Source organism: Aquimarina gracilis, assembly GCF_035285365.1.
In the GTDB taxonomy this organism is placed as follows: Bacteria; Bacteroidota; Bacteroidia; order Flavobacteriales; family Flavobacteriaceae; genus Aquimarina; species Aquimarina gracilis.
This window is the reverse complement of sequence record NZ_JAYKLX010000010.1, coordinates 81,938-95,382: the sequence shown is the minus strand read 5'-3', so window position 1 is coordinate 95,382 and position 13,445 is coordinate 81,938. Positions and strand designations below refer to the sequence as shown.

Genomic DNA, 13,445 nt, shown 5'->3' with positions numbered 1-13,445 from the left:
ATTTTCGCTATCGTATTGTTGATAAGGTGTTAAAAACGACACTTTTTTACCCCAAAATTCCCGAAAAAAATAAATTTAAGTAAACAGTTCTTGAAATGAAAAACCGGTTTTTATTCTTTTTTTCTTTTGCATTGGTTTCAACATCACTAATCGCACAGGAAGTTACTGCACAAACAACTTCAGAAGAAAATACTGCCAAAGAAATCCTTTTAAAAGAAAACCTGGAGTTAAAACAAGATACCATTCAGGTAATAGACACCACCCAAGTGATTAGAACCGTAGGGAGTGAACTGCAAACGGCAACAGTTACTTCGACTAGCGTAAAGGATAGTTTGATTTACATTGCTCAGGACCATCCAAAAATGTCCAAGTTGGATTCTCTTTGGAAGCAAGAATTATACAACTCAAGCTTGTTCGACACTATTTATAAATCGGTTACCGAGTTAGAATATCAGCCTGTAGAGTATGTCGATCTTCCTACCGATACACTTAAGGCAAGACTAAAAGAGCTTAACGCACGTACGCCTTTTAATGTAGAGTATAACCCTTCACTAGAAAGTGTGATCAAGAACTATTTGAAGAATCGCCATGAGCATCTAGAACGATTAATGGCGCTTAGCGAGTTTTATTTTCCTCTTTTTGAGCAAGAATTAGACAATCAAAACATACCCTTAGAGATAAAATATCTGGCTATTGTAGAATCAGCTCTTAAACCAAGAGCAAAATCAAGGGTAGGAGCAACAGGCCTGTGGCAATTTATGTTTGGTACAGGTAAAATGTATGGACTAGAAGTAAGCTCTTATGTAGACGAACGCATGGATCCCATTATGGCAACCAAAGCAGCCTGTAAATACCTAGCCAAACTGTATCAAATATTTGGCGATTGGGATTTGGCCCTTGCCTCCTATAATTCTGGACCAGGTAATGTGACCAAAGCGATAAGACGCAGTGGTGGTTATACCAATTATTGGAATATCAGACACAATTTACCTAGGGAAACGGCAGGATATTTACCAGCTTTTTTGGCAACCATGTATATTTTTGAATATGCAGACAAGCATGGTTTTAAACCTAGAAAACCAGAATTTGCCTATTTTGAAACAGATACGATCAAAGTGAAACAAATGATCACACTAGATCAAGTGTCAGAATACATAAATATCGATGTCGAAGAGTTACAGTTTTTAAATCCATCGTATAAATTGGATATCATTCCCTTTATCAAAGATGAAGACTACGTTTTGCGTTTGCCATTGGATAAAGTGGGCACCTTTGTAGCCAATGAAGATAAAATCTATACATTGGCACAGGCCGAATTTGATAAACGAGAAAAACCATTACCAAAATACTTTGAGGCCAATGATAGAATTCGATATCGGGTACGTAGTGGAGATTATCTCGGCAAAATTGCAAGAAGATATGGCGTAAGAGTAAGCAGTATTAAAAAATGGAATGGATTGCGCACGAATAATCTAAGGATTGGTCAACGACTTACAATTTATCCAAGAAGACCCGTAGTCAACCGGCCACAAAAAAGTAGTGTAGCATCAAAACCCAAGGCAGTTACTAGTAGCGGAGAGATGTATATTGTGAAGTCTGGGGATACGTTATGGAGCATTTCACAAAAATTTAAAGGCATTTCTGTCGAAAATCTTAAAAATTGGAACGATATTAGCGGTAGCGGTATAAAACCTGGTATGAAACTCAGGCTTTCAAAATCATAACCGCAAATAATATCGTATGAAAAAATTATCTCTCGCAATCATTTGTTTACTATGTCTGGTAAGCTGTACAGAAACCAAGAAGGATAAAAAAACCAAATCTAGTGGTGCCATGGCCCATTCGGTTGGTAAGATAAATGAACTTTCTGTTGTTGTAGATAATAATCTATGGAAGGGAAGAGTTGGTGATACCATTCGCAAATATTTTGGCGCAGAAGTACCAGGGCTCCCGCAAGAGGAACCTTTATTTTCGATGAGGCAGATGCCCAAGGAAGCCTTTTCGGGTCTAGCGAGAAAGAATAGAACCTTTCTTTGGATTAAAAGAGGAGGACAAGGTGGTTTTACAACCTTAGAAAATAAATATGCTACTCCGCAATTAGGAGCCGTAATTTCTGGTACTGAAAATGAAATTATTGATCTGATTCGAAAAAATTACGAAACGATCATTTCAAAGTACAAAATGACCGAGACCAAAGAGAAACAGAAACGAATCAGAAAATCTCTGGAAAAAATCCCACAACTTCCTGAAAAAATGGGAATTACACTAAAAATTCCTACTGCGTATCGTATAGCGATAGAAGAAGATAAATTCTTTTGGATTAGAAAAGATATCCCACAGGGAAGTATGAATCTTATGATTTACGAACTTCCATTAGGAACAATCACCAAGGATTCTAATACGGTTTCCAGCATTATAAAAATGAGAGATTCAATAGGCGCAAAAAAAATCCCTACCGATGTAGGCAACTTTGTGACCGAAGAGGCCTATGCGCCTTATCTCTATGAAACTACTCTGGATGGCCGTTTTACTTTTGAAACCAAAGGTACCTGGGAGATCAAAGATCGATTTATGGCGGGTCCATTTGTGAACTATGCAGTCGAAGATGTACCCAATAATCGATTAATGGTTCTAGAAGGTTTTGTTTTTGCACCTTCAGTAAATAAAAGGGACAATATGTTCGAACTTGAGGCGATCATTAAGTCACTTAAATTTGAGTAATATTTTATTAAAAGCTCATAATTCTTTGGAATATACTTGTCAGCCTGAACTTGATTCAGTATCCCATTCGCAAAAATCAGTTTCTCAATTAATGTGAGATGCTGAAATAGATTCAGCATGACATAATAAGTTTAGTACAACACAAATTTGTAGAAAACTTTCTTGAGTATATAAAATAAACCTTCGTTTTTGGCATTATATTTAGCGATTCTAAAAATAAATTTATGAATACCGTTTCTTATATCGCCAAACATCTTCCTGTTTCAGAAAAACAGATTACCAAGACTGTTGCTCTTCTAGATGAAGGAGCCACTATACCTTTTATTGCCCGTTATCGTAAAGAGATGACAGGAGATCTCGATGAGGTGGCAATTGGTGAGATTGTAAAATACAAAACGGCCTTTGAAGCACTCGAAAAACGAAAAGAAAGCGTACTGTCGACCATAAAGGAGCAAGGAGCCTTAACTCCAGAACTTGAAAATAAAATTAAGCAGGCCGAAACGCTTACGCAAGTAGAAGACTTATATCTGCCGTACAAGAAAAAAAGAAAAACCAAAGCTTCTGTAGCCAAGGAACATGGATTAGAGCCCCTGGCAAAAATTATAATGCAGCAAAAAGAAGAAGAGATTCTTTTTGTAGCATCTAAATATCTTAATGAGACTATTGAAAATGAGGAGCAAGCGCTTCAAGGTGCCAGAGATATTATTGCAGAATGGATCAATGAAGATGAAAAAGTGAGAAACAGGCTACGCAGATTATTTCAGCGAAAGGCAAGTATCGCTTCAGTGGTAGTAAAAACCAAAAAAGATGAAGAAGAAGCTCAGAAATATCAACAATATTTTGATTGGGATGAACCTTTGCACAAATGTCCATCGCATAGATTACTAGCAATTCTAAGAGCCGAAAATGAAAAGATTGTAAGAGTCAAAATTTCGGTTCCCGAAGATGATGCCCTCGATATTATTGATGGTGTAATGATCAAAACCAATGTCGAGGCTTGTACAGATCATATGTTTTTGGCAATTTCTGATGCGTATAAGCGATTATTGACTCCTGCAATTTCTACTGAAGTACTTAATCAAGCCAAAGAAAAAGCAGACGATAATGCGATCAAAGTATTTGCTCAGAATTTAAAACAACTTCTTTTGGCTTCGCCACTTGGGCAGAAAAGAATATTGGCCCTCGATCCAGGTTTTAAATCGGGGTGTAAAGTGGTTTGCCTTGATGAGCAAGGGGATTTACTTCATAACGAAAACATATATCCGCACCCTCCGCAGCGAGAAACTACAAATGCGATCAAAAAAATAAGATCTCTGGTTAATGCCTATAAAATCGAAGCAATTGGTATCGGAAATGGTACTGCGGCAAGAGAAACAGAGGCATTTATCAAAAAAATACCTTTTGATACCGCCATCCAGGTTTTTATGGTAAATGAAAGTGGTGCGTCTGTATACTCGGCATCCAAAATAGCCAGGGCAGAATTTCCAAATTATGATGTTACGGTTCGAGGAGCCGTTTCTATAGGAAGAAGACTGGCAGATCCCCTTGCCGAATTGGTGAAAATAGACCCAAAAGCCATTGGGGTGGGGCAATACCAACATGATGTAGATCAAACCAAACTCAAAAATGAATTGGATACTGTGGTAATGAGTTGTGTAAATAGTGTAGGAATTAATGTAAACACAGCCAGTGTACCCCTATTGAGTTATGTATCGGGTATTGGAGAAAAACTAGCTGAGAATATTGTAGCCTACCGATCGGAAAATGGAGCATTGCGATCCCGGGACGAACTTAAAAAAGTACCAAGATTAGGAGGAAAAGCTTTCGAACAAGCCGCGGCATTTCTTAGAATTACCGGTCCCAAAAATCCTTTGGACAACTCGGCGGTACATCCAGAGCGATATCAATTGGTTTCCAAAATGGCAAAAGATGCTGGAGTGCCATTAACCGATTTGATAGGAAATGCAGCAGCCATCAAAAAGATCAAATTACAAAATTACATTACCGATGAGGTGGGTTTACCAACGCTTACCGATATTGTAAAAGAGCTCGAAAAGCCAGGAGTAGATCCAAGAAAAAAAGTGACCGTTTTTGAATTTGATCCCAATGTAAAAACGATTGAAGATGTAAAGACGGGAATGAAACTACCGGGGATTGTAAATAATATCACCAATTTTGGTTGTTTTGTGGATATAGGAATCAAAGAAAGCGGATTGATTCATATCTCAAAACTTGCCAACGAATACATTAGCGATGTAAACGCTGTTGTGCAATTACATCAACATCTTATGGTAACGGTTATCGATGTAGACCTAAGCAGGAAAAGGATTCAGTTATCTCTAATTGATTAACAAATTTAAGGTGTAATATATAGTGTCGTGCAATGTTTTTTTATTCCGAAACAATTGGGGGAGCACTTTCTTTTTTTAAAATCAATACTACAAGACCTAATGTTAATAAAATATGACCTAAGACAATAAGTATTCTGCTGTCAAAAGTAAATGCGCCTAATCCAATTCCAATAACTCCGATAAAAGTTAAAATTGGCCATAATGGATGAGTTCGTATAAATTTTCCTGCGTGAGTTGCTAATCCAAAATAGAAAAGAGCAGGCCCAATAGTCATAAATGGAATTCGAATTGATGGTCGTTCCATTATTTGAGTTGTTAATTTATCCATTCCTTTAAAATCGGTTCCATAACTCCACCATAAGAAATCAATTGTTGACTGTCCGATTAGAGCAACAATTCCCAATGAAGTTAAAATTGTTGCTACATTACTAAAAATATTATCTGAAAAGATATAGTTTAAGGATAAACACAATAATGCTCCAATTAATAACAGCCAATGTGCGTAATCAATTGGTTGTTGATTTTGAATAAACTCATGACCTCCTAAAAGCATTACTTGATTTAGAATTAGAAAAATAAGTCCGATTGTCGCAAATATTTTTAATTTCATTTATAAGATTTAATATCTATTTTATTGATTTATTTTTCAAAACTCCAGTATTCTGTATAATTCAAAAAGCTTTTAATCTCGAATTGTTGAATATTAGTGACAGATTGTAGTAAGTGTTGCCCAACTAGGATACAAAACCAATAAAGAAAACCCCAGTTGTCTCTAGACAGCTGGGGTTGCATATTACATTTGATTTCAGAAATTATTTTTTCTCATCAATTTGATTTGGATCTTCATCTTCTTTTGAAGCATCCTTAAATTCTTTAATACCGCTTCCAAGACCTCTCATTAGCTCAGGGATTTTCTTTCCTCCAAATAAAAGCAATACAATGATTACAATTAAAGCGATTTGCCAAGGGCCTATCATTCCTAAAAATATACTTGATGATATCATGATCTAACTATTATTAAGTTACAAAGTTAACAAGAAATGACAAAACCGACATAATTTATGCAATCTTTAACTAGATAAAAGAGATATATTCTCTTGTAGACGAGCATCAATATTAGATTTATCAAAGGATACATGGTGAACTTGAAACTTGCATGACCACATTTTTTTGGTTTTTATAGACGAATTAAACCTAAAAGACGTTGTGCTTTAATATTGGCAGATTGCGTATATTTGTGTCTTAAACCTATGGCAAAAAAGAACAAAGAACAAAAGAAAATTACCAAAAAGCTGCTTAATAAGTATCGGCTGGTAATTCTTAATGAAGATACTTTTGAGGAGCGTATTTCGTTTAAACTCAACAGGCTCAATGTTTTCGTAATGGTTACCATCACAGGTATACTTTTGGTAGCCGGAACTACCTTTTTGATTGCATTTACTCCGCTTAGAGAATATATCCCTGGGTATTCTTCGACATCGCTTAACTTGAGAGCCACGCAACTTGCTTCGACAACAGACTCGTTAGAGTCGGTGATTAATATAAATCAAGAATACTATAAATCCATTCGAAAAGTATTGACAGGCGATGTAAAAACGGTAGAGTTTGATCTTGATTCTGCGATACAATCTCAAAAGTTGAATCCGGAAGAAATAGACCTGGCACCATCAGAACAAGACATTCAGCTTAGAGAAGAGGTTTCCAAAGAGGACAGATATAGTTTGTTTGAAAACGAAAAATCAAGTACCGATTTCACGTTATTTCCTCCGGTAAAAGGAAACATTACATCGGGATATAGTGTTTCCGAAAAGCATTATGGGATTGATGTTGCCGTGCCCAAGGATACTCCGGTAAAAGCGGCTTCTTCGGGAACTGTGATTTTTTCTGAATGGACTGCAGAAACTGGTCATGTGATAATTTTAAAACACAGCAACAACCTTATTACAGTTTATAAGCATAATGCTTCGCTCACCAAGAAACAAGGTGAGCAAGTTAAATCAGGAGAGGTTATTGCAACTGCAGGTTCTACCGGTGAGTTGTCTACAGGCCCGCATTTGCATTTTGAATTATGGAGAGATGGATTTCCTACAGATCCATCCAACTTTATCGATTTTGAACAATAACTATGTCTTTAAAAGCACTAGGAGCGAAGATCTTTGCCAAGCGCATTCGAAAAAAAATAAACAAATGGGCTTCTAACCCTCTTAAAACTCAGGAAAAAGTCTTTAAAAATTTGTTAGAAACTGCCAAAAACACTCAATTTGGCAAGGACCATGATTTTCAGAATATAAAAACATACTCAGATTTTGCAGAGCGAGTGCCCATAAGAGATTATGAGCAATTAAAGCCCTATGTAGACCGAGTTGTTAATGGAGAAAAAGATATACTTTGGCCAGGAAAACCATTGTATTTTGCAAAAACGTCTGGAACAACCAGTGGTGCCAAATATATTCCACTTACCGCAGCATCTATGCCAACACATATTAATGCTGCCCGTAATGCGATTTTATGTTATATAGAAGAAACTGGAAATGCCGGTTTTGTCGATGGCAAAATGATATTCCTGCAAGGAAGTCCAGAAATGGATGAGAAAAACGGGATAATGTTGGGCAGACTTTCGGGCATTGTAGCACATTATGTGCCCAAATACCTACAAAGAAATAGAATGCCAAGCTGGGAGACCAACTGTATTGAGGATTGGGAAGAAAAAGTAGATGCAATCGTGGAAGAGACCGTAGATCAAAACATGACGATCATAAGCGGGATTCCGCCTTGGGTACAGATGTATTTTGAAAAACTTCAGAAAAAAACCAATAAAAAGATAGGAGACCTTTTTAAGAATTTTGAATTATTCATTTACGGAGGGGTAAATTTCGAACCTTATAAAAGCACATTCGAAAAACTGATCGGTAGAAAAGTTGCCGGGATAGAATTATATCCGGCATCTGAAGGTTTTTTTGCGTTTCAGGACAGCCAAAAAGAAAAAGGAATGCTTTTACAACTGGACTCTGGGATGTTCTATGAATTTGTAAAGGCCGATGAGTTTTTTAACGAAAACCCCAAACGGCTCACGATAGCCGAGGTTGAGGTAGGAATTAATTATGTAATATTAATATCCACCAGTGCGGGATTATGGGCATATAATATTGGGGATACAATACAGTTTACAAGCACTTCACCGTATAGGGTAGTAGTTTCGGGTCGAATAAAACATTTTATATCGGCATTTGGAGAACATGTAATTGGCAAAGAGGTGGATCAAGCCCTTAAAGAAGGAGCAGATGCAGTTGGGGCCATGGTTAATGACTTTACTGTGGCCCCTCAGGTAAATCCAACAGAAGGAGACTTGCCTTATCATGAATGGTTTATTGAATTTCAAGACACTCCGGAGAATATAGGAGCTTTGTCTCAAGAAATTGATAATGCCCTTCGAGGTCAAAACACGTATTATGATGATCTTATTGAAGGAAAAATTTTAAGACCTCTCAAAATAACTATTGTTCCCAAAAACGGATTTAACGATTACATGAAATCTATTGGGAAATTAGGAGGACAAAATAAACTTCCCAGACTATCTAACGATAGAAAAATTGCAGATGCTCTTACTGCTATGATTAACAAATAAGCTATATTTGCTACGAAAAATTTATGGCAAATCTTATATTACAAGGACGAACACGTGCTCAAGAAAGTTCGAGTGCGATAGAACGCATGTATATTACCATGCGTCATTTATTTAACCGTGGGTTCTATAAACCTATGGGAGTATCGGGAGAGACGCTAAGGGAGGCTTTATTAATTCTGAGACCTGAAATTTATGGATCTGTTGCCGAAGAAAAGGTAGAATTAAATGGATTACTTTATGTTATTGATCGATTACCTTATGGGATCGAAGAATGTAGGTATATAAACCTTACGAGTGAAGAAGGCTATAAAAACTCTCATTTTAAAGCTATTGTTCCTCCAAAACGTCGAAGAAATTGTTATAGAATCGACGAGGAACAAATGAATATAGAAATTACTCGGGGTCGATCTGAAATTTATGATATTCTTACGCACCTGACATTTCTTTTTATAGAATCGCATAAAATCATGAATAGAGTCGTGATTAACGAAGAAGGAAATGTAACTCGCGATTGGGAAAAATTGGAAAAAGCCGTTCGCACCAAAAAAGAATTAAGTAAAGCTGAAAGAGAAGTTGCGCTTACGCATACGGCAAACATATTGGGAAGAACATTTGAAGAAGTTTCTACCATCTATGAAGATTTTTCTTGTCCCGAAAATAAAGAACGATTTTTGCATATTATCTACTGGTTGGGCAAATTGGCCATCGATGAGTCCATAGAAGATAATAAGCGTATTGTTACATTTAGTCCCGTGTTAAGGGAAAGATTAGGACATCACATTCATGGCGAAATATGGGCTAATGCCATCAAGAAAAAACTAGAAGAACTAGATTTATTGGAACGACCGATTCATATCATAAGTGCCAATATGCATAGTGTTATGAATACATTATTTGCCCCAATAGCTCTAAAAACAGAGCTAAAAAACAAAACCACTTTTGACATATATGAATCTCTTAGTGATAACAAAAATGATAGACTAAGAGCAAGAGTAAACAAATTGGCCTTACAAAAAGGAATGACCTATATCGAAGACCATAGTGGTGCAAATATTAATGTTCAATTGTTTGATACATCAAAATATGAGGGAGAACATGCCGATTTGATGTTAGACATAGAAGACACAGAAAAGCCGGTTATTGTAGTGATGGATTATGCATTTGGCGAACAAGCTTATGAAACTATGGATGAGCTTTTGAAACCCTACCTCTTGGCTTCTGGGACCAAAAAACATTTAAATGTGAAATCGATATCCATCATGGGTAAAGCGGGCATTCTTGAAGGAGGAAAGGGAGATATCATGATTCCCTCTGCTCATGTCTTTGAAGGAACTGCAGATAATTATCCGTTTAAGAATCAATTAAGAAAAAAAGATCTTGAAGGTCAGGGAATCGATATTTATGATGGTGCGATGATTACGGTTTTGGGAACATCTTTACAGAACAGAGATATCCTGAAGTTTTTTCATGATTCAACATGGAATGTGATTGGCTTGGAAATGGAAGGAGCACATTATCAAAAAGCAATACAGTCGGCCTCAAAATTGCGGGGTAGTATTAGCACAAAAGTAAAAGTAAGGTATGCATATTATGCTTCAGATAACCCTTTAGAAACCGGAAGCACTTTGGCTTCTGGAGGTTTAGGGACTACAGGAGTAAAACCCACCTATTTAATTACAGAAAAAATAATAGAACAAATATTTAAAGAAAGATAAAAATGAGTCAAGAGAATCAAAGTGAAGAAATAGATTTAATGCAACTTTTCGGAATGATCAAGGGCTTTTTTAGGAGGTTTCTAGGGTTATTTGTAGATATAGTTTTATTCTTCAAGAAAAAAGTCGTTTTATTTTTAATACTGTCCCTGATAGGCGGTGGTTTGGGTTTTTTCATGGATCAATACAAAGGTAAAAAAGACAGTTTGATACAAGAGATAACTATAGAACCCAAGTACCAATCGGTTGAATATATTTATGATTTTGTTGAGGATTTAGAAGACAATCTTAAGGACGAAAACTATGTAGAAAGTCTGGGGTTGCAAGTGGCAGAGGTTGAAAATATTAAAATGATAGAGCTAGAGCCTATTATTAATCCTGAAGATGTTTTAAACAAGATACAAGATACGGAGTCTTTTACCGAAGATTATAATGACAAAATATTAAAGGAGAGGAAATACCGAAACTTTTATAAACAACATAAGCTTTCAATTGTTTTTGACGAAAAAAATGAAAGCAATCGTAAAATTACCGACGTTATTTTGAAGTACTTAAAATCAAACCCCCATTATAATAAAGTGGTAAATTTACAATTAAAGTTGACCAAGAATAATCTTGAGCAGAATAAAAGATCTTTAACATTTGTAAATGATTATTTAACAAACTTGAGTGAGAACCCTGGTGCTGAGGATAGTAAATTTATTTTTGCTACAGAAACAGAAACACCAACGATTGCTTCTCTGCTTAAAAGAAAAGAAGAATTAATACTTCAAATCAGTAATCAAGAAAGATCATTAGAATTAAGTAAAGAAGTATATACAGTTGTTGAGAATACCGGTGTTATCGCAAGAAGAAAGAAACTTAGCGGGAGGATGATGTTTACATTACCATTAATTCTGGTTGGATTGGTATCTGGAGTATACTTTTTAGGATATCTATCAAAATCGGTGATAAGTTTTGTAAATGAAGAATAGTATTGGTTTAGAGATTAACATTTTATCCAGTATATAAGAAAGAATTAATGTAGAACCAAGTTCATGCTATACCCATTAAAGTTTGACCCTATTTTAAAAGAAAAAATTTGGGGTGGAAATAAATTGAAAACGATTCTCGGTAAACCTGTTTCGTCAACTAAAATTGGGGAAAGTTGGGAAATTTCTACGATACAAGGAAATGTTTCTGTAGTATCAAATGGAAGTTTAAAGGGAATAGGACTAGGTGAACTAATCAAAAAGTATAAGGGAGATCTGATAGGAGAAAAAGTGTATAAAGCCTTCGGAAACACGTTTCCATTACTCATCAAATTCATAGATGCCCATGAAGATTTGTCTATTCAACTCCACCCAAGAGATGAGTTGGCCCAAAAAAGACACAACTCATATGGTAAAACCGAAATGTGGTATGTGGTTCAAGCTGATAATGAAGCCAAAATAATTGTAGACTTTAATAGAGAAACAACAAAAGAAGAGTATCAATCGTATCTTAAAGAAGGAAAATTAATTGATTTACTAAATTTTGAACGAATCTCAAAGGGAGATAGTTTTTTAATCACTTCTGGAACAATACACGCTATAGGAAAAGGCTCATTAATAGCAGAGATTCAACAAACTTCAGACATCACCTATCGCGTATACGATTGGAATCGAAAAGACGAAAAAGGAAACTCAAGAGAACTACACACAGATTTGGCGATAGATGCACTGGATTTTAGCACAGGCAAAAAATTAAAATTGTCTTATGGCAAAAAATCAAATCAAATCAATGAAATTATATCTATTCCATATTTCACCACTAACTTTATAGATGTAGATACAGTTTTTAAAAGGGATTGTAAACAAGATGATTCTTTTAGAATTTTAATGTGTGTAGAAGGTAAGGGTACTATTAATACTAAAGAGTATTCTTTGCCTATTTCTGCAGGAGAAACCATTTTAATTCCTGCAAAAATTGAAAGCCTTTCATTTGAAAGTGCTGAAAAGGATATGAAATTATTAGAGGTATATATTAAGTAAGTTATGATCAATATTTTGGTTACTGGTGGAGCAGGGTTTATTGGCTCTAATTTTATTCCATATTTTATTGATAGGAATCCAGGAATACATATCGTTAATATAGACAAACTTACTTATGCCGGGGATTTAAGAAACCTTACAGAAGTAGAGGGCAACAATAACTATACGTTTGTAAAAGGAGATATTTGTGATCGAAACTTGGTTGAATCTCTTTTTGAGAAGTACAATTTTGAAGGCGTTATTCATTTTGCTGCAGAATCCCATGTGGATAATTCTATTGCAAATCCAGATGAATTTATAAAAACCAATGTCTTTGGGACGTTTACATTACTAGATGTGGCAAAAAATCATTGGATAGCATCTCCTCATCAGCATAAAGAAGAACACAAAGAGAGTAAATTTCATCATATATCCACAGATGAGGTATATGGTACTTTAGGAGAAACGGGTTTATTTTCGGAAAAAACACCGTATGCCCCTAATAGTCCATATAGTGCTTCTAAGGCTTCTTCAGATTTTATTGTAAGAAGTTATTTTCATACCTATGGCATCAATGTGGTTACTACCAATTGTTCTAATAACTATGGTCCAAAGCAACATGACGAAAAATTAATACCTACCATTATAAGAAATGCCCTGGCTGAAAGTGCTATCCCTATTTATGGAGATGGGAAAAATATTAGAGACTGGCTTTACGTTCTAGACCATTGTAAAGGAATCGAATTGGTGTACAAAAGAGGAAGGTATGGGGAAACTTACAATATTGGAGGGAGAAACGAACGTGATAATAATTATATTGCTTCAAAAATTTGCGAATTGATAGATATAAGGCTTCCGAGAAAAAACGGAAAATCTTACAAAGAGTTAATTACCTATGTAAAAGACAGACCTGGTCATGACTTACGATATGCCATTGATGCTACAAAAATTGAGGAGGAGTTAGGCTGGCAAGCAGATGAGAATTTCGAAACAGGCATTGAAAAAACTATAAAATGGTATCTTGAAAAGTACAACAGTTAATAAG

At 35.6% G+C, this 13,445-nt stretch carries 11 protein-coding genes; 9 read left to right on the top strand and 2 right to left on the bottom strand.

The features are described from left to right. Nucleotides 1-95 precede the first annotated feature (95 nt). From U6A24_RS19995 to U6A24_RS19985, 3 genes are all read left to right on the top strand, one after another. Nucleotides 96-1,724 (top strand): LysM peptidoglycan-binding domain-containing protein, encoded by a 1,629-nt coding sequence (locus U6A24_RS19995; RefSeq protein ID WP_324181790.1) that lies wholly within the window; start codon nt 96-98, stop codon nt 1,722-1,724. Between the two features lie 16 nt (nt 1,725-1,740). Further along, nucleotides 1,741-2,721 (top strand): DUF4837 family protein, encoded by a 981-nt coding sequence (locus tag U6A24_RS19990; RefSeq protein ID WP_324181789.1) that lies wholly within the window; start codon nt 1,741-1,743, stop codon nt 2,719-2,721. Between the two features lie 224 nt (nt 2,722-2,945). Next, the gene (locus U6A24_RS19985) at nt 2,946-5,072 is read left to right on the top strand and encodes a Tex family protein (protein WP_324181788.1); all 2,127 of its coding nucleotides are present in this window, start codon (nt 2,946-2,948) and stop codon (nt 5,070-5,072) included. Between the two features lie 40 nt (nt 5,073-5,112). Here the strand turns inward: U6A24_RS19985 and U6A24_RS19980 are convergent, their stop codons facing one another. After that, entirely contained in the window at nt 5,113-5,682 is a 570-nt protein-coding gene (locus U6A24_RS19980) for a hypothetical protein (protein WP_324181787.1), read from the bottom strand. A 202-nt stretch (nt 5,683-5,884) separates the two neighbouring features. Further along, nucleotides 5,885-6,076, bottom strand: coding sequence for a Sec-independent protein translocase subunit TatA/TatB (locus U6A24_RS19975; protein WP_324181786.1), 192 nt, complete (start codon nt 6,074-6,076; stop codon nt 5,885-5,887). Nucleotides 6,077-6,322: 246 nt separating this feature from the next. Here U6A24_RS19975 and U6A24_RS19970 point away from each other — a divergent pair, with 246 nt between their 5' ends. The 6 genes from U6A24_RS19970 to rfbB all read left to right on the top strand — a co-directional run bounded on the left by U6A24_RS19970 (nt 6,323) and on the right by rfbB (nt 13,441). Next, nucleotides 6,323-7,195, top strand: coding sequence for a M23 family metallopeptidase (locus U6A24_RS19970; RefSeq protein ID WP_324181785.1), 873 nt, complete (start codon nt 6,323-6,325; stop codon nt 7,193-7,195). Between the two features lie 2 nt (nt 7,196-7,197). Continuing rightward, on the top strand, nt 7,198-8,697 hold the full coding sequence (locus tag U6A24_RS19965) for a GH3 auxin-responsive promoter family protein (RefSeq protein ID WP_324181784.1): 1,500 nt from the start codon (nt 7,198-7,200) through the stop codon (nt 8,695-8,697). 23 nt (nt 8,698-8,720) lie between these two features. Further along, nucleotides 8,721-10,412 (top strand): DUF6909 family protein, encoded by a 1,692-nt coding sequence (locus U6A24_RS19960; RefSeq protein WP_324181783.1) that lies wholly within the window; start codon nt 8,721-8,723, stop codon nt 10,410-10,412. Between the two features lie 2 nt (nt 10,413-10,414). Then, nucleotides 10,415-11,383, top strand: coding sequence for a hypothetical protein (locus U6A24_RS19955; RefSeq protein ID WP_324181782.1), 969 nt, complete (start codon nt 10,415-10,417; stop codon nt 11,381-11,383). A gap of 63 nt (nt 11,384-11,446) precedes the next feature. After that, complete coding sequence (locus U6A24_RS19950; protein WP_324181781.1) at nt 11,447-12,421, top strand: type I phosphomannose isomerase catalytic subunit; 975 nt, start codon at nt 11,447-11,449, stop codon at nt 12,419-12,421. 3 nt (nt 12,422-12,424) lie between these two features. After that, nucleotides 12,425-13,441, top strand: coding sequence for a dTDP-glucose 4,6-dehydratase (gene rfbB / locus U6A24_RS19945; RefSeq protein WP_324181780.1), 1,017 nt, complete (start codon nt 12,425-12,427; stop codon nt 13,439-13,441). The last annotated feature ends 4 nt before the right edge of the window (nt 13,442-13,445 follow it).